Source organism: Streptomyces sp. R-07 (assembly GCF_049913175.1).
Taxonomy (GTDB): Bacteria; Actinomycetota; Actinomycetes; order Streptomycetales; family Streptomycetaceae; genus Streptomyces.
The window spans coordinates 951,618-978,213 of record NZ_CP183978.1 but is presented as its reverse complement, the minus strand read 5'-3'; the positions used below and the strand labels follow the sequence as shown (position 1 = coordinate 978,213).

The following is a 26,596-nucleotide window of genomic DNA, read 5'->3' as shown; positions in this document are numbered from 1 at the left end:
GGAACGCAGATGACCCAGCTCGACGAGAAGTTCGCGTCCTTGCCGGCACACGTGCGGGAGGAGCTGCTGCGCCGCCTCGCCGGCGAGGCCGTGTCCGAGGACCGGACGATCCCGGCCGCCCCCCGCGACGGCCTGCTGCCGATGTCGTCGGCGCAGGAACGGCTCTGGTTCCTGGCCGAACTGGAGCCGGACAGCGCCGAGTACAACACGCTGCGCGCGCTGCGGCTGCGCGGCGAACTCGACACCGCGGCGCTCGCCGTCGCACTGAACGAGGTCGTCCGCCGGCACGAGACGCTGCGCACCACGTTCGACGCGGTCGACGGCCGCGGCGTCCAGGTCGTGCACGAGCACACCGACCGGACGCTGCCGACCGTCGACGTGTCGGGGCCCGACGCGCCTACCACGGTCGAGCGCTTCCTCGCGGCCGAGATGAACGAGCCGTTCGACCTGCGCCACGGGCCGCTGCTGCGGGCCTCGCTGCTGCGCGTGGACGCCCGCGAGCACGTGCTCGTCCTCGCGATGCACCACATCGTCTGCGACGGCTGGTCGACCGGGCGGCTGCTCGCCGAACTCGCCGCCGGCTACGAGGCGGCGGCCGGCGGTGTCGCGGCGTCCCTGCCGCCGCCCGTGCCCGTGCAGTACGCCGACTTCGCCGTCTGGGAGCGCGAGCGGTCCGACGCGCTCGACGAGCAGCTCGGCTACTGGCGCGAGCGGCTGGCCGGGATGCGCACGACCGACCTGCCCACCGACCGGCCGCGGCCACCCGTGCGTACGCCCGCGGGCGCGACCCTGCCGGTGGAGATCCCCGCCGATGTCCTGGGCCGGCTGCGGGAGTTGAGCCGTGGACAGGACGCGACGCTGTTCATGACCCTGGTCACGGCCACCAAGGTGCTGCTGGCCCGGTACTGCGGCGAACCCGACGTGGCGGTCGGCACGGTCACCCTGGGCCGGCCGCGGCCCGAGCTGGAGAACCTGATCGGCTTCTTCATCAACACCGTGGTGCTGCGCTCCCAGGTCGAGGAGTCGCTGTCGTTCACCGAGCTGCTCGGCAGGGTGCGTACCGGCCTGCTGGAGGCCTTCGCCCACGACGAGGTCCCCTTCCAGCGTCTCGTCGACACGCTGCGGCCCGAACGGGACGCGTCCCGGCCGCCGCTGGTGCAGGTGATGGTCAACCTGCAGAACATGGCCGACACGCTGCCGGTCTTCCCGGGGCTCGACGTCACCGAGATCCAGCCGACGGTCGACGTCGCGAAGCTGGACCTCACGTTCGACTTCTACGAGGACGCCTCCTCGGTCGTCTGCTACCTGGAGTACAGCACCGACCTGTTCGACCGGGCGACCGTGGAGCGGCTCGGCGGGCACCTCGTCACCCTGCTGCGCGCGGTGTCCGAGCAGCCCGAGGCCCCGCTCGCCGGTCTGTCCATGCTGCCGGCGGACGAACTGCGGACGCTCACCGCCGACTGGCAGGGCCCGGCCCTCGCGGTACCGGCCGCCGCCCCGACCCTGCACCGGATCTTCGACGAGCAGGCGGCCCGGACCCCCGACGCCTTCGCGGTGAGCGACGGGAACCGGCGCCTCACCTTCGCCGAACTGGCCGCGCGGGCCAACCGGCTCGCGCACCACCTGGTCGCGGCCGGCGTCCGCCCCGGCGTGCTGACCGGCGTCTGCCTCGACCGCGGCGTCGACGCGATGGTCGCGCTGCTCGCCGTGCTCAAGGCCGGTGGCGCCTTCGTGCCGCTCGACCCCGAACACCCCGCGCAACGCCAGGCCATGATGCTCGACGACGCCGCGGCACCGGTGCTGATCACCGACTCGGCGGCGGTGGGCGAGGGCGCCCGGACCACGATCCGGCTCGACACCGACCAGGACGAGATCGCCCGCCACCCCGACACTCCGCCCGCCACGGCCGCCGGCCCGGACGACCTCGCGTACGTCATCTACACCTCCGGCTCGACCGGCCGCCCGAAGGGCGTGATGGTCAGCCACCGCAACGCCGTCCACATGATGCGCGCCTGGGACGCCCGCTACGACCTGACCGGACTGCGGGGCCGCAGCCTGTCGGTGTCCAGCTTCGCCGTCGACCTGTTCCTCGGCGACTTCCTGATGTCCGCGATGTACGGCGGCGAGATGGTGATCTGCCCGGCGGACGTGATCAGCGACCCGCCCGCGCTGGCCGCGCTGATCGCCGAGACCCGCCCGCAGCTCCTCGTGACCACCCCGTCGCTGGCCAAGGCCGTCGCCCAGGAGCTGTCCTGGACCGGAGGACGGGCGGACTCGCTGCGGGTCCTCGCGGTCGGTTCGGAGGCCTGGCTGGCCGACGACGCGTCCGCGGTCCTGGAACTGCTCCCCGCCGACGCCGTCGTCACCAACAACTACGGCGCCACGGAGACCACCGTGGACTCCACCACGTACCGCCTCCGGGCCGGCGAGCAGGTCGGCTCGGCGGTCGTGCCCGTCGGGCGGCCGCTGGGCAACACCCGTACGTACGTGCTCGACACCCGGATGCGGCCCGTCCCCGTCGGCGTACCCGGCGAGATCCACATCGGCGGTGACGGTGTGGCCCAGGGCTACTGGAACCGGCCCGAGCTGACCGCGCAGCGCTTCCTCCGCGACCCGTTCACCGGCGGCCGGCTCTACCGCACCGGCGACATCGGACGCTGGCGGCCCGACGGCGACCTGGAGTACCTCGGCCGCGCGGACGACCAGGTCAAGGTCCGCGGCTTCCGGGTGGAACTCGGCGAGGTCGAGGCCGCCATGCTCCGTCACCCCGGCATCGCCGCCGCGGCCGCCGCCGTACGGGCCGACACGGCCGGCCGCGACCGGCTCGTCGGGTACCTGGTCGCGGACGGCGCCGCGCCCGCCCTCACCGAGCTGCGCGCGTTCCTCGCGGGGATCGTCCCCGACCCGGCGATACCCTCCGCGCTCGTCGTCCTCGACGAGCTTCCGATGACACCCAGCGGCACGCTCGACCGCAAGGCGCTGCCGGCGCCCCTGACCACCGACCACACCGCCGGGAACCACGTCCCGCCGCGCAACCCCACCGAGTCCGGACTCGCCGCGATCTGGGCCGAGGTGCTGGGCCTCCCGGCCGGCACCGTCGGCGTCGACGACAACTTCTTCGAACTCGGCGGCGACTCGATCGTCGGACTGCAGGTCGTGTCGAAGGCCCGGCGGGCCGGCCTGCGCCTGACCGCCAAGCAGATCTTCCTGCACCAGACCGTCGCCGACCTGGCCGCCGTCGTCCAGGTCGCCGATCAGCCGGCCCCGCGGACGGCCGTCACCGCGGTCGGCGAGGTGCCCCTCACCCCGGTGCAGCACTGGTACTTCGAGCAGTACCCCAAGGGCGCCGCCCACTTCAACCAGTCGATGTTCGTCGAGCTCGCCCCCGGCACCGATCCGGCCGCCCTGCGCACCGCGGTGACGGCGCTGCTCGACCACCACGACGCGCTGCGGCTCCGCGCCGACCTCGCCGACGGCACGTGGCGGCAGCACTGCGCGAGCGCCGAGACGGGCGAGCCGTTCCGCACGGTCGACCTGTCCCGGCTCGACCACGACGCCCGCGAGGAGGCGGTCCGCGAGGCGGTCACGGCGGCGCAGACCGGCTTCCGGCTCGACTCCGGACCCCTGCTCGCCGCGGTGCTCCTCACCGGTGCGCCCGAGCCCGACCGGCTGTTCGTCACGGTGCACCATCTCGTCGTCGACGGGGTCACCTGGCGCGTCCTGCTCTCCGACCTGGAGCTCGCGTACGGGCAGGCGGCGCAGGGCCTGCGGGTCAGCCTCCCGGAGAAGACCACCGGTTTCCGGGACTGGTCGCGGCGACTGACCGAGGCGGCCGCATCCGGCCGCTTCGACGGCGAACGGCCGTACTGGCAGGCCGTGGAGGCGGCATCCGCCGCCTGCCCGCCGCTCCCGGCCGAGCACGCGGCGGAAGCTTCGCGTACGGACCTGCGCCGGCCCGTGCCACCGGCCCTCGACACGCTCGCCCACGCCCGCACGGTCGAGACCGGTCTCGACGCCGAGCTGACCCGCGCGCTGCTGCGGGACGTGCCGGCGGCGTACCGCACCCAGATCAACGACGTGCTGCTCACCGCGCTCGCGGCGGTGCTCACCGACTGGACCGGCGGCGACGCCGTCGCGGTCGAACTGGAGGGCCACGGCCGCGAGAACCTCTTCGACGACGTCGACCTGTCCCGCACGGCCGGCTGGTTCACCACGCTCTTCCCCGTCGTCCTGCCCGTCCCGGGCGAGGACTGGGGTACCCGCCTCAAGGCCGTCAAGGAGACCCTGCGCGCGGTCCCCGAGGCCGGCATCGGATACGGCGTCCTGCGCCACCTGACCGAGGACGCCGGACTCGGCGGCGGCCGTTGCCAGGTCGGCTTCAACTACCACGGCCACTTCGACGTGGCCACCGGCGACGGCCTGCTGCGCGGCTGGCGGCCGAGCCCCGTACCGGACCGCGGCGAAGACCTGACCCGCCCCAACCCGCTGGAGATCACCGGGATGGTCCGCGACGGCAGGCTCGAGTTCTCCTGGGAGTACTCGGCCCTGCTGCACGACGAGGCGACGGTCGCCGGCCTCGCGGCGCGGTTCACCGCCGCGCTCGCCGACATCGTGGCGCACTGCGCCCGGGCCGGCGGCTGCACCCCGTCCGACTTCCCGCTCGCCGGGCTCGACCAGGACGGCGTCGACCGCATCGCCGGGGACGGCCGCACGGTCGAGGACGTCTACCCGCTGACGCCGATGCAGAACGGCCTGCTGTTCCACTCGCTCGACGCGCACGAGGACGACATCTACCTCACCCACCTCGGGCTCGTCCTCGACGGCGTCACCGACCCCGCACTCCTGGCCGAGGCCTGGCAGCGGGTCGTCGACCGCACGCCCGTGCTGCGTACGGCCATCGCCGACGCCGACGGCGGACGCCCCCTGCAGGTGGTCCACCGGGACGTCCGCGTGCCCGTCGTCGTCGAGGACTGGTCCGAGCTGACCGAGGCGGAGCAGCAGGAGCGCATCCGCCTCCTCGCCGAGGCCCCGGGCGAACCGCTGGACCTGGCGCGACCGCCGCTGCTGCGGCTGCACCTGGCCCGGCTCTCCGCCTCCACCGTCCACCTGCGCTGCTCCTCGCACCACCTGCTCCTGGACGGCTGGAGCTTCGCCGACGTGCTCGGCGAGGTCTTCGCGGAGCACGCGGCGCTCAGCGGACGCGAGGTCGCGCCGCCCCGCCCGCGCCGCCCGTTCCGCGAGTACGTGCGCTGGCTGGGCGAGCAGGACACCGCAGCGGCGCAGGCCCACTGGACCGGCCTGCTCGCCGGGTTCTCCGCGCCCACCGCGCTGCCGTACGACCGGGCGCCGCTGCGCTCGCACCAGTCCCGCGACACCGGCCACATCGACCTCGCCCTCACCGCGGAGGAGACCGGGCGGCTCGAGAGCTTCGCCCGGGAGGCCCGGGTCACCGTCAACACCCTGATCCAGGGCGCCTGGGCGCTGCTGCTGTCCCGCCACAGCGGCGACCGGCAGGTCTGCTTCGGCACCACGGTGGGCGGCCGGCCCGCCGAACTGCCGGGCTCGGACGACATGGTCGGCCTGTTCATCAACACCCTGCCCGCGCGGCTGACCGTCTCGCCCGACAGCGAGCTCCGCGCATGGCTCCGCGAGATCCAGGAGCAGCAGGTCGACGGCCGCCAGTACGAGTACGTCTCCCTCGCCCAGGTGCGGCACTGGGCCGCGATCCCGGCGGGCACCGATCTCTTCGACAGCTGCGTGGTCTTCGAGAACTTCCCGTACGACGAGCACGCGGCCGAGCGCCACGGGCTGGGGGTACGGTCGCTGGCCGGCCTGGAGACGTCGAACTTCCCGCTCACCTGCGTGGCGCACCTGGTGGACGGACTCCACCTGCGGCTCGGCTACGACCCGCGCCTGTTCGACGACGCCACCGCACGCCGCTTCGCCGATCATCTGCTCGGCGTGCTCGACGCGATGGTGGCGGCGCCCGGCACCCGGCTGCGGGACCTGCCGCTGGTCCGCGGCGCCGAACGCGACCGCCTGATCGAGGAGTTCAACGGCACCCCGTCCGGCTACCCCGACCAGTGCCTGCACGAGCTCTTCGCCGAGGTCGCGCGCGAGCACCCCGAGCGGCCCGCGGTCGTCGCCGGCGACACCCGGCTCACGTACGCCGAACTGGACGCGGCGGCCGACCGGCTCGCCCACCACCTCGCCGGCCGGGGGGTCGGTCCGGAGGTGCCGGTGGGCATCTGCCTGCCGGGCGGAGCCGAGATGATCACGGCCATGCTCGGCATCCTCAAGGCGGGTGGCGCATACGTGCCGCTCGACCCCGGGTACCCGCCCGAGCGCCTCGACCACCTGTTCCGCGACTCGGGCGTGCCGGTGCTCCTGACCAGCACCGCGCTCGCGCCCGGCCTGCCGCCGACCGGCGCCGAGGTCCTGCTGGTCGACGATCTGCCGCTGGGGCCGGCCGACGGGCCCCTGCCGTCGCGGACCGTCCCCGACAACCTCGCCGTGCTCGTCTACACCTCGGGCTCGACCGGCACGCCCAAGGCGAGCATGGTCACCCACCGCGGCCTCGTCCGTCTCGTGCACGCCGCGGGCGAGCACACCTTCGGCGACGCCGCCACGATCGCCCAGCACCACTCGATCTCGTTCGACGCCGCCCAGAACGAACTGTGGCAGGCGCTTCTGGCCGGCGCGTGCCTGGCCGTGCGGCCGGGCGACTTCCGCTCGGTCGACGAGCTCGACACGTTCCTGCGCGACAACGAGGTGGAGGCCATGTCGTTCTCGGCGGGCTTCTTCCACGCCGTCGCCGACACCGACCCGGGGATCCTCGCGGGCCTGCGGAAGGTCGTCGTCGGCGGCGAGGCGCTGTCCGCGCCGCACTGCGCACGCGTACTCGACCGGCTTCCCGGCCTGCGGATCGTCAACGCGTACGGGCCCACCGAGTGCTCGGTGACCTCGACCTGCTTCCCCGTCGAGCACGGCGGCCGACCCGAACGGACCGTTCCGGTCGGCCGCCCGAGCGCCGACGCCCGGGTCTACCTGCTCGACCAGGACCTGCAGGTCGTGCCGATCGGCGTGGCGGGGGAGGCGTACCTCGCGGGCGACGGCGTGTGCCGCGGCTACCGGGACCGGCCGGCGATGACCGCCGAACGCTTCCTGCCGGACCCGTTCGGGCCGCCCGGATCCCGGATGTACCGCACCGGCGACCTGATGCGCTGGCGTGCCGACGGCACGCTCGAGTTCGTCGGCCGCACCGACGACCAGGTGAAGCTGCGCGGCTACCGCATCGAGCTCGGCGAGATCGAGCAGACGCTCGTCCGGCACCCGGACGTGGCTCAGGCGGCCGTCATCGTCCGCGAGGACCAGCCGGGCCGCCGGCGTCTCGTCGGGTACGTGGTCTCGGAGCAGGACCCGGCCGAACTGACCGCCTACCTCGCCGCCGCCCTGCCCGAGTACATGGTCCCGGCCGTGCTCGTCCGGCTCGACCGCGTACCGCTCACCCCGCACGGCAAGGTCGACCGCCGCGCCCTGCCGGAGCCCGCGACCGCCGGGGCCGGCCGGGCCTCGGTGGAACCCCGTACCGCCGAAGAGCGCACGATGGCCGCGATCTGGGCGGAGGTGCTCGGCGTGGAACGCGTCGGGGTCACCGACGACTTCTTCGACCTCGGCGGCGACTCGATCCTCAGCATCCAGGTCGTGTTCAAGAGCCGCCGGGCGGGACTGCAGGTCTCCTCCAGCGACCTGTTCCGCCACCCGACCGTCGAGCAGCTCGTCGCCGCCGCCGGCCGGGACCGACAGGTCGCCGCCACCCAGCAGGCCGAGGCCGGCGAGGTGCCGCTCACGCCGATCCAGCACGAGTTCTTCGCACGCAACACGGTCGCCCCGCAGCACCTCGCCCAGTCGATCCACGTCGAACTCGCGGCGGACACCGACGAGAAGGCGCTGCGCGCCGCGCTCACGGCGGTCGTCGCTCACCACGACGCACTGCGCATGCGGTACACCCGCGACGAGCGGGGCACCTGGTCGCAACGGAACGCCGCGGCCGAGACCGGCGAGCTGTTCGAGCGCCACGACCTCTCGGGGCTGCCCGACGAGGAACTGCCCCCCGTCATGAACCGGCTCGCCGCCGCGGCCGACACGGGTTTCGACCTGGCGGCCGGCCCGCTGCTGCGGGCGGTCCTCTTCGACCTCGGCCCCGACCGGCGCGCGCACCTGCACCTCACCGTGCACCACCTCGTCGTCGACGCGGTCTCGTGGCGGATCCTCAACCACGACCTGGACCTGGCATACCGGCAGGCGCTCGACGGCGAGGCGATCGACCTCGGCGCCAAGACCTCCTCGTTCCGGCAGTGGGCCACGCGGCTCGCGGCGCACGCGGCCGGCGGCGGCTTCGCCGACCAGACCGCGCACTGGGACGCCGTGCCCGAGGCGACGCCGCTGCCGCAGGACGGGCCGGGACCGAACGTGGTGTCGTCGCGGCGGATCATGCCGGTACGCCTGGAACGGGCCGAGACCGCGGCGCTGCTGCACGTGGCGCCGGGCAGATTCCGGGCCCGCGTCAGCGACGTGCTGCTCTCCGCGCTGGCCCGGACGATGTGCCGCTGGTCCGGCGACGACCAGGTGGTGATCGAGATGGAGGGCCACGGCCGCGAGGAGATCTTCGACGACGTCGACCTGTCCCGCACCGTCGGGTGGTTCACCAGCTCGTACCCCGTCGCGCTGCGGGTGCCCGGACGCACGGACGCCGAGGCCGACTGGCCCGCCGTCGTGCGGTCGGTGCGCCGCTGCCTGCGCGCCGTCCCGGGCAACGGACTCGGCTACGGCGCGCTGCGCCACCTCGCCGGATCCGGCACACCGCCGGCGGAACACACGCCTCCCGCGGTGCTGTTCAACTACCACAGCCAGACCGAGGAGATCACCCGCACGGCCGACCGCTCGCTGTTCCACGCCTTCCACGACCCGATCGGGCAGGAACAGGACGAGCGCGAGCGGGTCGTGCAGGCCCTGGAGGTGGTCGGCGCGGTCGAGGACGGCCGGCTCGGGTTCGACCTCTACTACTCGGTCGACCTGCACGAGCCGGAGACGATCGAGCGGGTCGGCTCCGAACTCGTGGCGGCGCTGCGGTCGATCGCCCGCCTCTGCGATCCGGCCCTCGGGGCGGAGGACGCCCGGTGAACGACCTGCTGACGGAGCTCGCGCTCCGGCACGGCGTGCCCGGCGCCCAGCTTGCGGTCTGGCACGACGGCCTCCTCCACACCGAGGAGACCGGTGAGACGGAGGCCGGATCGGGCCGAGCGGTGACGGCCGCGACGGCGTTCCCGCTCGGCTCGCTCACCAAGCCGTTCACCGCCACGCTCGCGGCCCAGCTGGTCGCCGACGGCGAGGCTGACCTCGACGAGCCCCTGGCGGAGCAGCTGGGCGAGTTGCGTAAGGGGCCGGAGTTCACGCTGCGGCAGGTGCTCAGCCACACCGCCGGCCTGGCGGCCAACACCGCCGAGCTGCCGCCCGGAACCACCCGCGCCCGGTGGCTCGCGCGCCACGCGTCCGAGCCGGCCGTGCACGAACCGGGCACGGTCTTCTCCTACTCCAACCCGGGCTACCTGATCGCCGGCCGCCTGGTCGAGGAGATCACCGGGCTCGACTGGGACGAGGCCGTGCACGCGATGGTGCTGCAGCCGCTGGGGCACGACCTCGCGGCGCCGACCGCCGTGGGCCATCTCGTACGCCCGGACGCCCCGCCCCGGCCCATCCGGGAACAGTCCGTACCGCCGCTGGAGGACCCGGCCGCCGGCCTGTGCCTCTCCGCCCGCGACCTCGCGGTCTTCGGCGCCGCGCACCTGGGCCTCGGCCCGGGCGCCGCCCTCCTCGACGCCGCGACCGCGCGGAACATGCGCCGGGACGTCACGGAGGGGCTCGCCGTGGGACCCGCCGGCCTCGCGGACGGCTGGGGCGCCGGATGGTCGCGGTACGGGACCTGGTTCGGCCACGACGGCACCGGCGACGGTGCGTGGAGCCACCTGCGCGTGCACCCGTCGACGGGGACCGTGGTGGCGCTGACCGCCAACGGCAGCACCGGCGCACGCCTGTGGGAGTCGCTGCTCGGGCGGCTGCGCGAGACCGGCCTCGAGGTCGGCGACCACCCCCGGGACCCGGACGACGCCGAGGCCGCGCAGGCGCCACCGGAGTGCGTGGGGCACTACGCGAACGGCGACTGGTCGTGCCGGGTCGGGGCCGGCGACGGCGGGCTCGTGCTCTCGGTCGCCGGAGCGGCGCCGGTGCGGCTCCACGTCGGCGAGGACCTGTCCTTCCGTACGCCTTCGGACGGCGGCCCGCTCGCGGCGATGCCGTACCTCGGACGGTTCCTGCGCGACCCGGCGACCGGCGACGTCGACCGTGTGCAGATCACCGGGCGACTCTGCGTCCGGCAGGGGTAGCGCACCCCGGAAGCGGCGGGCCCGTTCGTCGAACGGGCCCGCCGCACCGCCGTACACCGGAATCAGAAGGGGGCGTACGGCTTCTCAGCCGGCGGCGTGCTCCAGGTAGGTCAGCACGGCCCGGACCCGCCGATGGCCGGCGTCGGCCTCGGTGAGCTCGAACTTCGCGAAGATGTTGCCGATGTGCTTGTGCACGGCGTTGTCGGTGATGGACAGCCTCCTGGCCAGCGTGGCGTTGTCGTACCCCTCCGCCATGAGCGCCAGGACCTCCCGCTCCCGGCGGGTGAGCGTGGCCAGCGGACGGGTCCGCCGGGTGAGCAACTGGGTCACCACGTCCGGGTCGAGCGCGGTGCCGCCGGAGGCGACCCGGTCGAGCGACTCCAGGAACTCGTCGATCCGGCTGATCCGGTCCTTGAGCAGATAGCCGACGCCGCCCCCGCTGCCGGAGAGCAGCTCCGACGCGTACGTCTGCTCCACGTACTGGGACAGCACCAGGACCGGCAGGCCGGGATGGACGCGCCGGGCCTCGATCGCGGCCCGGATCCCCTCGTCACGGAACGACGGCGGCAGCCGCACGTCGACGATGGTGACCGCCGGGCGATGCCGGTCCACCGCGGCCAGGAACCCCCCGGCGTCCACGGCGACTTCGGCCACCTCGTGGCCGGCACTGGCCAGCAGCAGTTCGAGGCCGGTGGCGAGCAGGACGTTGTCCTCCGCGATGACTATCCGCACGGCAACTCCACGGTGATGGTGGTGGGGCCGCCCGGGGGGCTGACGACCGTGACGCGGCCGTCGAGCGCCTGCGCGCGGCCACGGAGTCCGGCCAGTCCGCTGCCGCCGTTCTCCCGCGCCCCGCCCACGCCGTTGTCGGTGACGACGACCGTCAGCGTGTCCTCGACGTGACGCACTCTCAGCCCCGCCTCCGTCGCCCGGCTGTGTTTGGCCACGTTGGTCAGGGCCTCGGTGACCACGAAGTAGGCGACCGCCTCGATGGCCGCCGGGATCCGCTCCAGCTCGCCGATGTCGATCGAGACCGGCACGCCGCCGCGGGCGGCGACGGTGCGCAGGGCCCCCTGCAGTCCGCGGTCGGCGAGGATCGGCGGGTAGATGCCGCGGAGCACCTCGCGCAGCTCGACCATCGCCTCCTCGGTGACGTCGGTCGCCTCGCGCAGCATGCGGGCGACGGTGGCCAGGTCGTGGTCGAGGCACCGCCGGGCCATCGCGAGCCGCATGGCCACGGCGACCAGCCGCGCCTGGGTGCCGTCGTGCAGATCGCGCTCGATCCGCCGCAGCTCGGCGCCGTGCGCCTCCAGCGCGTCACTGCGGGTACGGCTGAGCGTGGCCACGCGATCGGCGAGCAACTGGGTGCGCGACGGCGCGAGTACGGCGAGGGTCAGGCGGGCGTACGCCGTGGCGAGGAACGGCAGCGCCAGGCAGCCGACGGCGAGCAGGACGGTCTCCACCGACGGACCGAACGCGATGGCCCCGTGCCGGCCCAGGGCCGGGATGTCCAGCACCGTCCCCTGGCCGCCCTCCACCGGAGACGCCCACCACCACAGGGGAGTCGCCACGACGAGCAGCGCGTTGCCGACGCAGACGACCGAGGCGAGCCCACACGCGAGGCCCAGGGTCACGTGCATGCCGAGCCAGTACAGATGACGGGACAGGGCGATGCTCTGCGCGCGGACCGGGCGGCCCAGGAGACGACCGGCCCGCTGCCGGTGCCACGCGGCCCACGACCGGCGCATGCTCGGATGGAAGAGCAGGAGCAACGACAGAAGGCTCATGGCCGCGGTGCCGAATTCCCCGAACAGATAGACCGCGGCCCGCAGCGGTGCCCGGGCGCGGATCGCCGGGGCATACCGGGGCGCCGCGCGCATTACAGCAGGCTGTAGTTCTTTCCCTGGGGCAGAAGGTATGGGCTCACCGGCGCCGGAGGTCATAGCATGCAACTCAGGCCACGTGTCCGAAACAGGAGATGAATTAAATTGGCTCACCTCCGCCGGAGTAGAACGGGGACGGTGGAACGGTTGCACGACCAACCTCCCGAGCATGGAAAGAGACCACCATGACTGAACAGCATCCGGCCCTGCGATTGCGCCATGTCGGCAGGACCGGAGCCGGGGGCATCGAGTCCGGATTCGTGATCGAGAATGTGACCTTCGCGTGCGAGGCCGGCACCTGGACGGCGTTGTCCGGGCCGGCCGCCGCGGGCAAGACGAGCGTCCTGCGGTGCGCCGCGGGTCTGGATCCGGTGACGACGGGCGAGGTCCGTCTCGGCGCGGGTCTGCGGCTCGCGCACGTCGGACTCCGGCCGGTGACGGAACAGCTGGCGACGATCGGCACGCTCGGCTCGGCGCTGGACCGGCTGCCGGCCAGAGCGGCCGAGACGCTCCACGAGGCATTGCACCGCCTGGACCTGTGGGAGGAGCGGGAGACCCCCGTGCTCCGTCTCGCGGAGGGCCGGCAGCGCGCGGCGGCGGTCGCGGTCGCGGTCGCCGACGCCCCCGACGTACTGATCGCCGATGACCTCACCAGCGGCGTCGCGCCCACCGGCGCGGCCGCGGTCCTCGACCTGCTGCGCGAGCTGGTCGACCGGGAGGGTCTCTGTGTGGTGTCCTCGGCGCCGGACCTGGCCTCTCTGGAGAGGGCCGACGCGGTGGTGCTGCTCGCCGATGGCCGAGTGGTCGAGACGCGGGTCATGCCTTAGCCGCGGTGCCCGGACTGTCCCGCAGCTCACCCGCTCGCGGATGGCCCGGTCGGCTCGGCGAACCGGTGACCTCGGCGGGCAACTCCCGCTGCAGGAGCGCCAGGCCGAGCGGAGTGAGCGTGTGCATGGCGGTCGTACGGTTGCGTAACGTCGTGATCAGACCCGCCTCGCGCAGCACCGTGGCCTGCTTGCTGGCGCCGGAGAGGGAGATGCCGAGCCGGTCGGACAGATCGCCGGTGGTGCCGCTCTCGGACAGCGCGCGCAGGGCGGCGGCGCGGGTGGCCCCCACGAGGGCGGCCAGGGCCCGGTCGCCATCGACCTCCGACTCCTCCGGGGGCGACTCCAGATCGTTGAGATCCAACGGTACGGAGAAGACGAGGGCGGGGACGCTGGACTGCCGCTCGGAGCGCACGAGCACGCAGGTCTTGTCGGGGAGGAAGAGCGAGGGGCTCAGGATCAGACCGCGTCCGTCGAGGGTGATGTCGAGGTCGACGTTGGACGCGATGCGCAGCTCCGAGGACTCCCAGGTCACCTTGGGATGCAGGCCCGCGAGCAGGAACTCGACGCCGTTCGTGATGGCTATCCGCCCGCGGACGTCCCGCTCGATCTCCAGCCGGGCCTGCATCTGCGACCAGTAGGGCAGGATGCCCGCGCTGCAGAAGAGGAAGACCACCTGGGCGAGGCGGCGGGCGCGGGCGCGCACGGCCGGCGGCACCGAATCCGCTGCGGCCCCCTCCCGTTCCAGCAGCCACAGCAGGTCGGGAATCGCCCGGTACTTGGACACCACCTCGCCCACGGCGGGCAGGTCGTCGCCGAGGCGCTCGCGCACGAACCTGTGCCAGCCGGCGCTGCTGCGCGCCCGGTCGCGCCCGAAGTGGTGAAGTGCGAAGACCGCTTCGGACACGGGTCCTAAAGTACGGACCATTCTTAGACGTTGTATGTCCTCGCCGGTAACTTTGATGCGCAACATCGCCACCCCCGATATACAATTTGCGCACAAAGACTATGCGTGTAGCGCCAGCGATGGCAAGGATATTGATCCCTCAATAGACCGGGCGACAGTCCAGTCCTATCGGGATTTAGCCCTCAGCTATGGAATTGCAACCTTCGTGACCGATTCGTACGTCGTCGTCGTCAATGTCTGTCCCGGGGCGGGCCGGGTGGTGGCGGCCGGGCAGCGGTAATGTGTCACGAAAGCGAAGACTGTTATTCGGCCATAGTCGACTCCCGTCGGGTCGGTGCGATCGCCGCGGGTTCCGGCCGGGACGAGGTGGCTTCCGGCTGTCGGGCGGTGCCTCGCGGCGGCGGGCGCCGGCAGCCGCGACCACGTCGGTCACGGCTGCCGCCCTCCAGCTCAGGTGCTTCGTCGCGCCGTCCGGGGCCGCGGGGGAGGTTCCGGGACGGACGGGCCGCGCATCAGTAGATGACCCGCGACTCGGCCGTCAGCCGCGCGTGCCGGGACTTGCGCAGATCACGGGTGATATTCAGCCGACGCAGCCAGCGGTCGGTGCCGTCGAATCGCGCCTGGAAGGGCTTGCGGCCGTGTACTACCCGGTAGTTATCGATGAAAGCGATATCCCCGGGATTCAGGGCCACTCCACCCATCCTGCTGTCCAGGGCCTCGCCGATCTCGTCGAGTACCCGCTGCTCGTTTTCACTGTGCACCCCCTGCATGTAATAGGGGTCCAGCCGGAGGTACGGATCCGTCGGCGAGCCGAAGAGAACCGCGACCGGCTCGGGGGCCCGCAGGGCGCTGTCCACGCGCTCGGCGCTGCGCCTCACGAGTTCGGCCACCTCGGGATCCTCGGGGCCGCCCGTGACCTGGTTCTGCGGACGGTGCGAGTCGTCCGGGAGGATCTTGAAACGCTCCTCCGCCAGGGCCGCGCGCGTCGCCTCGTCGAGCCGCACGTCGGCGATGTCGGCGAAGGTCGTCTCCACCCCGTCGGGGTTGCGCAGGCACATCAGGCCCAAGTAGTCGGTGCGCAGCGGATGGAAGGCGTCCTCGGTGTGCCAGGTGAGCGTCTCCGCGCTTCCCCAGCCGATCTGGCCGTGCTCGTGGGCGCGTATCGGGAAGATGTCGTGCATGACCCGGCCGTCCTGCTGGGTGGCCCAGGCGATCGGCTCGCCGAGCAGGCAGCCGATGAGCAGGAACGGGATGTCGAGGCGCAGCGTCGCGTCGGGCGCGGCCTTGTCCCGCCAGTCCGGCGGGGTGAGCCCGAGCTCCGCGTCGTCGACCGGCAGACCGGAGACGACCAGCACGCCCGACGGCTCGGTCAGCTTGAAGTCCACCAGCGCCGTGCGCAGTTCGCGCGGCAACTCGTGTGCGTAGACCTGGGCGGCCCGGTGCAGGGCGGGATCCTCGATGGAGGTGAAGCGCCCCACGACCTCCTCGGTGATCTTCTCGATCGCGGCGATGTCCTCGTCGCGCAGGTGCAGCTTCAGCATGTTCTTCCTCCGTTGTCGGTGGTCAGGAGCGCGTCGGCTGCCGTGCGGCCGACGGCCCGGCCGGCGCGAGGCCGCGCAGGGCCGGGCTCAGGGTGGACCCGACGGCGACGGCCACCAGGAGCGCGGCCGCGCCGAGCATGCTCACGGCGCCGTCCCGCGTACCGGTGGACAGCACGCCGGCGATCACGGGGCCGGCTGTGGCGGCCAGTTCGGAGCCGAGCCCCACGAGCCCGGACAGACGTCCGCGCAACGCGTCGGGCACGGCAGACAGCTGACAGGTGATCACGGTCGTGTTCGCGACCGGCATGGCCATCGCGGCCACGCCCAGCAGGATGCCGAGCGGCACGCCGCGCGGTGCGTACGCCATGACGCCGGCGACGGCCGCGAAGACCCAGGTCGAGCCGATGACCAGGGCCCCCGGTGACAGCGCCGCCGCGTGCAGACGGTCGGCGATCAGGGCGCCCGCCAGGCCGCCCGCACCGAAGCACGTCATCATCAGGCCCATCTGCCCGGGCGCGACGTTCTCCTCGCCCGACACGATGAGGACGAGCACGACCAAGGTGTGGAACGCGAGGTTCACGCCGACGATCCAGGCCATCGTCGCCCGTATGGTCGGCATGCGCAGCAGCAGCCCGAACCCGCCTGCCCGCGGTGCGGCAGAGGCCGCGGCCTCCGCGTCGGCCGGCGGAGCGTCGGCCCGGCGCGGCAGGTGCAGCGCCGCCAGCGCCGCGAACGACACCGCGAGCGCCGACGTGTTCAGCGTGAACGGCAGCACCTCGTGCAGCCCGAACAGGAAGCCGGCCAGCGCCGGGCCGATCAGCAGCGCGGCGAACGGCCGGGCCGCGTTGCGCGCCAGCGCCTGCGGCAGCATCTTCTCCGGCACGACCTGGGGCAGGGCCGCGTTCTCGGCCGGTACGAAGATGCCGGCGGCCGCACCCTCGATCACCGCCACGAGCAGGATCTGCCACAACGGGCAGTCGCCCAGCAGGACGGCGACGGCGACGCTGAGCATCGCCACCGTACGGACGCCCTGGGTCGCCACCATCACGCGCTTGCGGTCCACGCGGTCGGCGAGCGCCCCGGCCGGCAGGCTGACCAGCGTGCGGGCGCCGGCAAGCACCGCGGCGACGCCGGAGACCGCGGCCGCCGAACCCCCGTGGGCGAGCACGAGGAGCGGAAACGCGATGTACGCGATCTCACCGGCCATCTCGGACAGGAACATGCCCGACCAGAGGATGCGGTAGTTCCGGTTGCGCGGCAGGGGTGTGGTCATGCCGTGCCTTCCCTGTGAGACGGCAGCAGTCGGCACCGAGTCTTCCGGCGGCGGGGCGGCCCCCGCCATGAGGTTGACCCGTGGACGAAACTCCGAGGCCAGCCGCGTCGCGCCCCGGGGGAAGGCCACGGCCTGCGCAATGTCGGCACGGTTCAAGTTCGTTGAGGACAGAGGTGCGCGCCTCGATATTTGAGGGCTGAGTCGTGTCCGACATCCGGCACGGCAGCGAGCTACGACGGAACGGAACGGAGTCCCCTATGACTTTCGTGAAGGTGGCCGCTTCCCCGGAACAAGAGGCGTCCACGCCGCCGGAGGGCCTGACCCCCGTGCCGTGGCGAACGGTTTCGCTGACCGCCGCCGCGATGACCGTGTGCCTGCTGGCGCTGGCCACCCGGCACGGCTACCACGTGGACGAGCTCTACACCCGGGCGGCGAGCCGCCATCTCGCGTGGGGCTACATCGACCAGCCGCCGCTCGTCGCGCTCGTCGCCAAGGCCGAGATGGCGGCGTTCGGGGACAACCTCTTCGGCTTCCGCGTGGTGCCGGCGCTGATGGCCGCCGTCGCCGTGCTGTTCGCCCCGCTGATCGCCCGCGAGCTGGGCGGCGGCTCCCGGGCCCAGGCACTCGCGGGGTTCATGGCCTTCGCCTCGGGCCTCGTCATGTACACCGGCCACATCATGGGCACGAACAACTGGGACGAGCTGTCCTGGCTCGCGGCGTCCTGGCTGCTGATCCGCATGGTGCGCACCCGCGACACCCGCCTGTGGTGGGCCGTCGGCGTCGTGGTCGGCGTCGGTCTGACCGCGAAGTACCTGCTGGTCCTTCTACTCCTCTGCCTCGGGGCGGGACTGCTGGTGTTCGGACCCCGGTGGGTGTTCCGGACCTGGCGCTTCCCGGCCGCGGTCGGCGTGGCCGTGGCCATCGCCTCGCCGGTGCTGATCTGGCAGATCACGCACGGCCTGCCGCAGCTGGAGATGAGCGCAGCCCTGTCCAAGGCGCTGGAGACCCTGTCCCGCAGCACCTTCCTCCCGATGCAGCTGCTCCTCATCGGCCTCTTCCTGAGCCCGGTGTGGATCGCCGGTCTCGTCGGACTGCTGCGTCGTCCCGAGTGGCGCCCCTACCGGTTCGTCGGCTGGGCGTACCTGCTGATGGTGGTCGTCCTGCTGGTCATCGGCGGGCAGGGCGCGTACACGACCTCCCTGCAGTTCGTCCTTCTCGCCGCGGGGGCCGTGGTCGTCGACCGGTGGGCGCGCGGCGTCACGCGGCTCGCGGTGATCGGCGGGCTGACCGCGCTCAACGCGGTGAGCAGCGCGGTCCTGCTGCTGCCGACGCTCCCGATCGACACGTACGCGAACACTCCCGTCCTCAGCGACATGGCCATCGTCCAGTTCGACCAGGTCGGCTGGCCCGCGATGACCCGGCAGGTGAACGACGTCTACCGGTCGCTGCCGCCGGAGGAGCAGGCGCACACCGTCATCTACGGCAACCACTACGGCCAGGCCGGCGCGATCGACAAGTGGGGGCCGCAGTACGGGCTGCCGAAGGCGTACAGCGGCCACAACTCGTACGCCGACTTCGGCCTGCCCGGCGAGGACAAGACGACCGTCATCACGATCGGGGCCGACCCGAAGCAGTTCGGCACGCTCTTCCGGTCGTGCGAGAAGCGCGGCGCGTACAGGAACGACCTGCCGGTCTCCGACGACGGCCAGGGGTTCATGGTGTGCCGCGGCCCGCTGAAGCCCTGGCCGCAGCTGTGGGAGCAGCTGCGCTGGATCGGATTCCAGTGCCCGTACACGGCCGAGGCGGTGACGGCCGACAGCGCCAAGAGCTGCGACTGATCCGGTACGGGGGACGGGACGCGGGGGACGGAGCCCCCGGTACGACGGCCCCCGCCGTCCCCTCTCAGCAGCGCACCAGCAGGGCGGTGATGTTGTCCCGGCCGCCGGCGTTCATCGCGGCGACCCAGAGGGCCTTCACCGCCCTGACGTCGTCCCGGGAGTTCTCGGCGAGGATCCGTTCCATCTCCGCCACGTCCACCAGGTCCGACAGCCCGTCACTGCAGATCAGCCACCGGCCGCCGGGAACGAACCGCTCGGTGCCGGTGTGCGGGTGGACGGGCTCGAAACGGGCGGCACCGCCGAGCGCCTGCAGGACCAGGTGCGTACGGTCGACGGCTCGTCCCGGCCCGTCCCGGTCCGCCGCCGGGGAGTCGTCCACCGACACCTGGCCCAGATAGCCGTCGTCCTCGCGGTAGAGCCGGGAGTCGCCCACGTTGAACCAGGACACCCGGTGGGGGGTCAGCCACAGTCCCGCGGCCGTGGTCCCCGCACCGGCGCACGCCGGATCCGTCTCGGCCAGCTCGTACAGCTCCGCGTTGATCTCCCGGAGCAGGTCGCCGGCCCCGGCGCTCCGGGGCGCGCGCTCCGCCAGCCTGCGGACGGCGAGGGCCGAGGCGACCTCGCCGGCGCTGTGGCCGCCGAGCCCGTCGGCGACCGCGACCACGGTCGCCTCCTCGACCAGCAGGCGCACCACGACGGGATCGACGGTGTCCACACCGGCGGCGGTCAGCGCCCCGATGACGAACGCGTCCTCGTTGCCCTCGCGGACGGCTCCGCGGTGCGTCATCGCGGTGACGGTCACCTCGACCACCTCGCGCGACCCGGTCATCGCCGGTCCGCCTCACCCGGCCGCTCGACCGTGATCCCGAGGTTGCAGTCCGCGGCCAGCCGGAGAACGTCGCCGTCCCGGAGGGGTGTCCGGGCACCGGGGCCGATCGGGCTGCCGTTCACGAAGGTGCCGTTGGTGGAGTGCTCGTCCCGCACCCATGCCGTGCCGTCCGGTTCCAGACCGACGGTCGCGTGCTGCCGGGACACGTTGTCGTGGCGCTCCAGCAGGCCGCGCGTCGTGTGGGCGGCCGGAGCGCGGCCGAGGAGCAGGGTGCTGCCCGGCGTCACGGTGCGCTCCACCGCGCCGAACCGGATCCGCAGGACGGTGGTGGGGACGTCCCGGCGGGTCGCCCGCACCTCCACGGCCCGTTCCCCGGAGACGTCGGTACGGGACGGGCGCACCTCGCCCGAGACGTCGGTACGGGACGGGCGCACCTCGCCCGAGACGTCGGTACGGGACGGGCGCACCTCGCCCAGCATCCGCTGGCAGACCACGCACACCTGATTGGTCGGCACCGGGACCGCGGCTCCGCAGTGCGGGCAGACCCGGGGCTCCTCCTCCCCGGCCCGATCGGCCCGATCGGCCTCGTCCACGGGCCCCGGGGTCTCCACCCCGGCGGCGGGCGTGTGCGGGGGCGGCCCGGGCAGCGGGTACCGGGCGACGACGGGACGGCTGAGGTTTCCGGAGCATCCCCGGCAGACGAGATCGTCGTCCTCCGCCGCCAGGCCACAGGTCGAACAGGTCAGCTGCGCCACGACACCTCCTCCATGGTGATGCCGGCCGACCTCAGCCGGGCGCTCAGGCGGTCCATGTCGCCCCGGCGGGGGACGCCGATGAACCAGATGCGGCCGTCGGCCACCGCGACCTGCATGGGCGGTGCGTCGGCGACGGAACCGGTCGTCCCCTCGTACCGCTCGCGCCCCAGAGCGGTCAGCGCGGTCAGACGCTGGTTGCTCGACCCCCTCCAGCTCGGTCCCGGGGTGTTGAGGCGCTCGACGTACGGACCGGTGAGCACCGCGTCGCACAGGCCGAGGAGCGCGGAGTGATCCTTCTCCAGCCGGGCCAGGGAGTACCCGCTGTAGACGAGCACGTCCACGGGCGCCGGCCGCTCGCGGCGCCAGGCGTGGACCCACTCCAGGAGTGCGCCGAGCGCCTCCGGCTGCTGGAAGGGCTCTCCCCCCGAGACGGTGATCCCGTCGAGCGGATCGGGCAGGCCGGAGAGCCAGTCCTGGACCTCCGCGAGGTCCACGAGCGTGCCGGGGTCGGCTGCCCAGGTGTCCTGCGAGACGCACCCGGCGCAGCCGATCGTGCAGCCCTGCGTCCAGATCCCCGCCCGGGTCCCGGGGCCCAGCGAGGTCACCGGGTAGTGCGCCTTGTTCAGCATCAGCCGGACGGGGCGGGGGGAGGAGGGGGAGTCCGTCATGCCAGCTCCACGGAGACGATGTCGCCCTCGCGCCGCAGGCCGGTCACCCGGACGCGCTCACCCGCCGCCGGGTCGCGGTCGAACAGGGCACGGGCGAGGGGATTGACGAACTGCGATTCCAGGGCCATGCCGATGCCCCGGCCGCCCATGTGCGGGTCGTCGGTGCAGCGCTTGCGCAGCACGGCCCGGGCCTCGGATCCGACTTCCAGGACGATGCCCTGCTCCTCGTGGACCCGGGAGACGATGTTGTCGAGCTGGAGGTCGAAGATGCGGGCCGCCGCCTCGCCGTCGACGAAGTCGAACACCACGATGTTGTCCCCGAAGCGGTTGAGCAGCTCCGGCCGGCCGAGGATCCGGGTGAAGTGGTCGTTGATCGCCGCCTTCATGCGCTCCTCGATCTCCTCGTACGGCATGCCGGGGTGAACGTGCGGCACGAGCCGCCCGTCGCCGTCCTCGACGCTCGTGCCGAGGTTGGAGGTGAACACGAGGACGGACTCGGAGAAGTGCACCGTCGAGCCACGGCCGTCCGTCAGCCGGCCGTCCTCCAGGATCTGCAGGAACTTGTCCAGGATCCGCGGGTGGGCCTTCTCGATCTCGTCGAACAGGATCACCCTGAAGGGCCGCTGACGCACCGCGTTGGTCAGCTCGCCCCCCGCCTCGAATCCGACGTACCCCGGTGGCGCCCCGATCAGCCGGTCCCCGGCGTGCTCCGAGGAGAACTCGCTCATGTCGAACCGCAGATAGGCGGACTCGTCCGCGAAGACCAACGACGAGACCGCCTTGGCCAGTTCGGTCTTGCCCACGCCCGTGGGGCCGGCGAAGAACAGTACGCCACGCGGCCGGGCCGAGGACCGGGACTGCTGCGCGCCGGACAGGCCGAGGGCCGCCCGCTTCAGGATGTCGAGGGTCTTGGTGACGGCCTGCGGCTGCCCGACGACGCGCTGCGGGATCGAATGCTGGCCGTCGGTGATCCGCTTGCGGAGGTACTCCCGCTTCCACGGGTTGTCCATGACACCGAGTTTGTAGATGCGGATGGCGTCCGGAAGCTCCGCCATCGTCAGGCCGCGGTCCCGGGCCAGGCGGGTGACCTCGATCATCGCCTGCAGGGTGAGTCCGTCCGTCTGCGCCGCGAACGCCTCGCACGCCTCGGTCGCCCGCGCGTCCGAGTCGAGGTCCGTGACGCCGAAGAGCTTCATCAGCAGGCGCGCGGTGGCCTGCCGGTCGCCCAGATCCGGCACCGGGAGCCCGATGGACCGGATCTGGTCGTTGCCGGAGGTGAGCCAGGCCGGCAGGTCACCCTCGCGGTCCGCCAGCCAGATCACCGGGTTGTACAGGGGGGTCGTACGGCCGCTCGGCGCGCCCACCGGGACGGCGATCCGGGAGAGCCTGGCGGAGAACCTGAAGAAGTCCCGCTCGTTCGGCTCCATCTCGGTCGCACTGCGCGCGATGCGGGAGGCGTCGTCGATCGCGAGCGCGGCCCGGATCTGCTGTGCGGGACGGGCCAGTTCGGCCATGAGGGCACGCAGGGCCTCCAGCGAGGGAGGCACGCCCGGCCGCGGAGGCCGGGGAAGCAGCCGGGACATGGCCGCCTCGGCTCGTGCGGTCTCCTCGGCCGAGGTCCCGGCCGGGAGGTGCACCCGGAGACCGTCCACGGGGTCGTGCACGAGCAGGCACGCGTAGCCGTTCGTACGGAGCGTCTGCCAGAGCAGGTCGAGCAGCGACAGCAGACGCGGGCGTGCGTCGCCGGACTCCCGGACGAGGAAGCTGTCGTGGCGGTTGCCCCACAGCACGAACTGCGCGTGGACGGGCAGCGTCGCCTCGAACTCCCGGACGAACGGCGGCCCCGATGTCGGCGGGAGCGGCCCTGTCGTCGGTGGGAGCAGCCCTGCCGTCTGCGGGATCGGCCCCGCCGTCGGCGGGACGCCGGCAGGTGCGCGTGTGTCCTCGGCGGACAAGGAATTCCCTCCAAGTGTTGCCGGCTTCCGGTCCGGAACCTGTCAGTTCAGTCGTTCGGGCGGATCAACGATCGCGCTCCCGGTACCTGGGCCGGGCCCGTGTGCCCGCCGCCACCGGGGGCACGACCAGGGGCACGGGAACCTGTCCGGGCGGGACCGCGACCTGAACGTCCGTGCTCAGCCCCGCCCGTGCGAGCCGGTCCCGCAGTTCATGGAAGTCCTGGCACCACCGCTCCTCGCGTTCGACGTCGATGTGCGCGTCGTCGTCGCCGCCTCCGGCCGCGGTGCGCACCACCGCCGTACGCATCTGACCGCCCTGCTGGTCGATGACCAGGTTGACCGCGTGCTCGGGCCACTCGCTCCGGGACAGGCGCAGGGAGCCGTCCCTGACGGTGAGCGTCTCGAAACCCTGGCCGACGTGATAGCCGAGGTCGGTGAGGGCGTCGGTCACCGTGTCGACCACGTACTGCTGCTCGGCCTCCGCGTCGGCCGCCGCCCGGCAGTCGGCCACCCGCCGGCGCAGTGGCTCGTCGAGGGCGCGGCGGCCGGCGGCGACCTCCGCGAGCAGAGCCCGTACCGGGTCCACGTCCGCCTCCCGGGCGTGCTCGAGGTCATGGAGGAGCCCGATCGCCTCGTCGGCATCGCGTCGCCTCGTCTCCGCGGCCGCGTTGGCACGCTGCACCCGGAGCCTCGTCTCGGTCAGCCAGGTGCGTGCTTCGTCGAGCGTGGCCGCCTCGGCCGCTCGCGCCGCGGCCAGCCGGGCGTCCGTCCGGTCGCCGGTGCCGCAGTCCGGGAGGAGGCGGGACAGGACCCGGGTCAGGGTCCGTTCGACATCCTCGCGCGCGGTTTCGTCCGCGTGCTCGGCTTCGGCCTCGTGCGCGGAGCCCACGGTGCCGGAGGCGTCCGGCTGGTCCGCGAACAGCTCGGCGGCATCGACCGGACGGCGCTCGGCCGTGCGCCCGGTCATGCCGGCGAACAGTTCCGTCGCGACGGCGCGAGCGGTCTGTTCCTGGAGTTCCCGCTCCGCGGTCGCCAGCGTGCGGTCGGTCTCGGCGCACCAGGCTTCCAGCTCGGCCGTGGACTGCGTGCCGAGGCGCAGCGGCTCGGGAGGCCGCACGGTGATGGCGGAGCCGTACTGCTCCCCGAGGTCCTCGCGGGACGCGGTGAGAGCCGCGAGGCGTGCGTTGCGCGTCCTCACCGCGCGTACGGCCGCGTCCCGGGCGGCCGCGGCGCGGAGGGCCGCCTCGCGGGCGGCGTCCTCACGGCGCCGGGTGGCCTCGCGCAGCGCGGCGTTCCGTGCGACCGCGCGCAATGCCTCGGGGCTGAGGGACTCGTCGAACTGGTACGCCGTGCATTTGGGCCCGCTCATCGTTCCCCCAGAACCTGTGTCCGCTGTGCCTCGTGCGCCGTACGCCAGTCCCGGTACCGGACGAAGGACCACATCCCGTATCCCGCCGCGACCAGGAGGGGAATCGGCGACCAGACCCGCAGTGTGACGATCGCCCAGGTCACGGTGGCGAGGGCGAGGTAGAGGAGGCAGCCCCCGCCGCAGGCGATCGTGCTCCGCCGCATGGGCTGCAGGTGCGTCGCCACCGCTCTCCGCCGGCCGGGCAGGCGACGGAGCACGTCGGCGAGGCGGGACTGGAGGGACCACCCCGGGTGGTAGGCCTGTCCGAGTCCCGCCGCCAGTACCAGTTCACAGGCGAGCGGAACTCCGCAGGTCACCGCCGCGGCGGGGATGAACCGCGGCAGGAACTCCTCGTCGCCGATCAGGGCTCCCAGGATCAGCGGCAGACCGACCGGCAGGGCGAACAGCAAGGCGACTCCGCCGAGGGCGCGCAGCATGGCCCCTCCGGTGGCGGACTGCCTGTGTTCCTCGGCTTCCCGCCACTCGCGCCGATGGGTCGTCGCCGCGGCTTCGTGCGCGCGGCGCAACTCCTCCAGGCGGCGGGCCTCGGCGACGGCGGTCGGCAGCGTGCGCGTGGCCGCCAGGTGACGGACGGGGTCCCCGCCGTCGGCGAGCAGCGCGTCGAACCAGCCGGTCCTGCCCCGTACGGACGCCGCGGAGGATTCGACCCGCTGTCGTAGGGCCCGGGCCCATTCCGGGGCCACCGCGATGGCCAGCGCCTCCACCCGGATCTCGGAGTCCATGAGTTCTCTCCGGATCCTGGGCGGCAGCACGGTCGACTCCCGCAGCCCGTCCCACCGGGCCTGCAGGCCGCGCCAGCGGTGGTTCACGTCGGCGAGCCGGTCGGCACCTTCGCCGAAGGTCGCGAGGGTGGCGAGCACGTCGCGGTCGTACAACTCGTCGACGAGCTCTCGCGCGGTCCGGCGTCCGGCGTCGTCCTGGGTGGAGGAGGCCTGTTCGGCGAGTGCGAGCAGATCCTCGGGAAGCATGCGCCTGCCGCGGTAGACGGGCGGCATCGTCGGATCGAGCCAGTGCAGCAGCCGCAGCACCTTCGCGTCCGGCGCGTCCGGCCCGGGCAGGTGGATGTCGATCAGGTCCACGAGGTCTTCGAGGTCGTCGTGCTCGGGATCCTCGAACTGCGCCAGCCAGTTGCGCAGTTGGCGCCAGCCCTGGCTGGGGTCGTCCCCGTCTCCCATGGAGACGAAGAACCGGCGCGCGGCGGTCTGCCAGTCCGCGGCCAGGGCCCGGGCCAGCGCTGTCCGCTCCGTGTACTTCACCCCGTGGAACTGCAGGGGCTTGAGGCCGGTCGTGCCCGCCGCCTCCGTGCCGGGGGCGGGTGATTCCTCCGCCACCTCCGGGGTGCCGCCGCCGAGCCACCCCCGCACCTCGGAGGCGCCCCACCGGCGGCCCGGGTCCCTGACCAGCAGCCCGCCGCACAGCAGCCGTACCCGCTCGTCCGGCACATCCGACACGTCGACCGGCCGGGTGGCCAGATGGTGCCGGACCGCCTGCTCCGACAGACCGTCGAACGGCGCGCGTCCCGTGGCCAGTTGGCGGGCGATCGCCCCCACCGCCCACCAGTCCTGCGAGCCGGACACCTCCGCGCCGAACAGATACTCCGGGGCCGCATACGCCAACGTCCCGAACACGCGCTGCGTGAACCGGGACGTCTCGTCCAACGACTTGCTCACGCCGAAGTCCGCCAACGCCAACTCCAGCGGTTCCCTGCGGCGTAAGAGCACGTTCGAGGGCTTGAGGTCGCCGTGCACGATGCCCGCGCCGTGCAGCTGCGCCACCGCCTCCGTCAACTGGGAGACGACACCGGACAGGGCGGCCGGCGACATCACGGCCCCGGCCCCGACCAGGTCCTCCAGCGAGCCCGAGGAGAGGTACTCCGACACCTCGAAGTCACGCCCGTCCGAGAAGCCCGTCTCGATCACCCGCACCACGTGGCGGGTGTCGAGACCCCGCAGGCGCTCCCAGACCTCGGGGGCGACCCGGACCCCGCTGCGGTACACCTTCGCGACGAACTCACCCCCCGCCGCGTCGCGGACCAGCAGCACATCCGCCTCACGCCCCTGGTGGGGTAACTCCCCGACCACCACGAACCGTTCGGCCAGGGCCGCCGGCAGTCGCAGCAGAGCCGCGGACGGTCCGCCGTCGTCGCGACGCGTCACCGCGGCATCGGGCACCCCGCCGGGACGGGCATCGTCGCGACGCGTCACCTCAGAGGACACAGCCCACTCTTCCAAACCCGTCACCCCCGCCGGAGG

Annotated in this window: 16 protein-coding genes; 5 read left to right on the top strand and 11 right to left on the bottom strand. The window is 73.0% G+C overall.

Translation table 11 applies throughout. The features are described 5' to 3' along the window. Positions 1-9: 9 nt before the first annotated feature. Together ACN9M0_RS04520 and ACN9M0_RS04515 are read left to right on the top strand one after the other, a co-directional pair. Positions 10-9,183, top strand: a complete 9,174-nt coding sequence (locus tag ACN9M0_RS04520; protein WP_426403152.1) for an amino acid adenylation domain-containing protein — start codon at positions 10-12, stop codon at positions 9,181-9,183. Then, positions 9,180-10,442 (top strand): serine hydrolase domain-containing protein, encoded by a 1,263-nt coding sequence (locus tag ACN9M0_RS04515; RefSeq protein ID WP_426403151.1) that lies wholly within the window; start codon positions 9,180-9,182, stop codon positions 10,440-10,442. Before ACN9M0_RS04520 ends, ACN9M0_RS04515 begins: the two co-directional genes overlap by 4 nt. An 84-nt stretch (positions 10,443-10,526) precedes the next feature. Here ACN9M0_RS04515 and ACN9M0_RS04510 read toward each other — a convergent pair whose 3' ends face one another. Together ACN9M0_RS04510 and ACN9M0_RS04505 are read right to left on the bottom strand one after the other, a co-directional pair. Next, a complete protein-coding gene (locus tag ACN9M0_RS04510) occupies positions 10,527-11,174 on the bottom strand; it encodes a response regulator transcription factor (protein WP_366039764.1) in 648 nt (215 codons plus the stop codon). After that, entirely contained in the window at positions 11,165-12,322 is a 1,158-nt protein-coding gene (locus ACN9M0_RS04505) for a sensor histidine kinase (RefSeq protein WP_399699908.1), read from the bottom strand. The genes ACN9M0_RS04510 and ACN9M0_RS04505 overlap by 10 nt, the downstream gene beginning before the upstream one ends. 188 nt (positions 12,323-12,510) lie before the next feature. Between ACN9M0_RS04505 and ACN9M0_RS04500 the strand changes: the two genes are divergently transcribed. Beyond that, the gene (locus ACN9M0_RS04500) at positions 12,511-13,152 is read left to right on the top strand and encodes an ATP-binding cassette domain-containing protein (protein WP_426403150.1); all 642 of its coding nucleotides are present in this window, start codon (positions 12,511-12,513) and stop codon (positions 13,150-13,152) included. Here ACN9M0_RS04500 and ACN9M0_RS04495 read toward each other — a convergent pair. Further along, the gene (locus ACN9M0_RS04495; protein ID WP_366039761.1) at positions 13,142-14,056 is read right to left on the bottom strand and encodes an ArsR/SmtB family transcription factor; all 915 of its coding nucleotides are present in this window, start codon (positions 14,054-14,056) and stop codon (positions 13,142-13,144) included. The genes ACN9M0_RS04500 and ACN9M0_RS04495 overlap by 11 nt on opposite strands. 55 nt (positions 14,057-14,111) lie before the next feature. Here ACN9M0_RS04495 and ACN9M0_RS04490 point away from each other — a divergent pair, with 55 nt between their 5' ends. Then, on the top strand, positions 14,112-14,336 hold the full coding sequence (locus ACN9M0_RS04490) for a hypothetical protein (RefSeq protein WP_399699904.1): 225 nt from the start codon (positions 14,112-14,114) through the stop codon (positions 14,334-14,336). A 232-nt stretch (positions 14,337-14,568) separates the two neighbouring features. Here the strand turns inward: ACN9M0_RS04490 and gntD are convergent, their stop codons facing one another. Together gntD and ACN9M0_RS04480 are read right to left on the bottom strand one after the other, a co-directional pair. Continuing rightward, positions 14,569-15,597: a guanitoxin biosynthesis L-enduracididine beta-hydroxylase GntD gene (gene gntD / locus ACN9M0_RS04485; protein WP_366039760.1), complete on the bottom strand. Its 1,029-nt coding sequence runs from the start codon at positions 15,595-15,597 to the stop codon at positions 14,569-14,571. Between the two features lie 22 nt (positions 15,598-15,619). Beyond that, positions 15,620-16,870: an MFS transporter gene (locus tag ACN9M0_RS04480; RefSeq protein ID WP_426403149.1), complete on the bottom strand. Its 1,251-nt coding sequence runs from the start codon at positions 16,868-16,870 to the stop codon at positions 15,620-15,622. Positions 16,871-17,127: 257 nt separating this feature from the next. Between ACN9M0_RS04480 and ACN9M0_RS04475 the strand changes: the two genes are divergently transcribed. After that, complete coding sequence (locus tag ACN9M0_RS04475) at positions 17,128-18,708, top strand: glycosyltransferase family 39 protein (RefSeq protein ID WP_426403148.1); 1,581 nt, start codon at positions 17,128-17,130, stop codon at positions 18,706-18,708. Positions 18,709-18,772: 64 nt separating this feature from the next. Here ACN9M0_RS04475 and ACN9M0_RS04470 read toward each other — a convergent pair whose 3' ends face one another. The 6 genes from ACN9M0_RS04470 to ACN9M0_RS04445 form a co-directional block, all read right to left on the bottom strand. After that, complete coding sequence (locus ACN9M0_RS04470) at positions 18,773-19,537, bottom strand: PP2C family protein-serine/threonine phosphatase (RefSeq protein ID WP_426403147.1); 765 nt, start codon at positions 19,535-19,537, stop codon at positions 18,773-18,775. After that, positions 19,534-20,292: an FHA domain-containing protein gene (locus ACN9M0_RS04465; RefSeq protein WP_426403146.1), complete on the bottom strand. Its 759-nt coding sequence runs from the start codon at positions 20,290-20,292 to the stop codon at positions 19,534-19,536. Before ACN9M0_RS04465 ends, ACN9M0_RS04470 begins: the two co-directional genes overlap by 4 nt. Continuing rightward, positions 20,280-20,960, bottom strand: coding sequence for a 4Fe-4S single cluster domain-containing protein (locus ACN9M0_RS04460; protein WP_426403145.1), 681 nt, complete (start codon positions 20,958-20,960; stop codon positions 20,280-20,282). Before ACN9M0_RS04460 ends, ACN9M0_RS04465 begins: the two co-directional genes overlap by 13 nt. Then, positions 20,957-22,915: an AAA family ATPase gene (locus tag ACN9M0_RS04455; RefSeq protein WP_366039753.1), complete on the bottom strand. Its 1,959-nt coding sequence runs from the start codon at positions 22,913-22,915 to the stop codon at positions 20,957-20,959. The genes ACN9M0_RS04460 and ACN9M0_RS04455 overlap by 4 nt, the downstream gene beginning before the upstream one ends. A gap of 64 nt (positions 22,916-22,979) precedes the next feature. After that, positions 22,980-24,284: a hypothetical protein gene (locus tag ACN9M0_RS04450; protein WP_426403144.1), complete on the bottom strand. Its 1,305-nt coding sequence runs from the start codon at positions 24,282-24,284 to the stop codon at positions 22,980-22,982. Next, positions 24,281-26,500, bottom strand: a complete 2,220-nt coding sequence (locus tag ACN9M0_RS04445) for a protein kinase domain-containing protein (protein WP_426403143.1) — start codon at positions 26,498-26,500, stop codon at positions 24,281-24,283. Before ACN9M0_RS04445 ends, ACN9M0_RS04450 begins: the two co-directional genes overlap by 4 nt. Positions 26,501-26,596 lie beyond the last annotated feature (96 nt).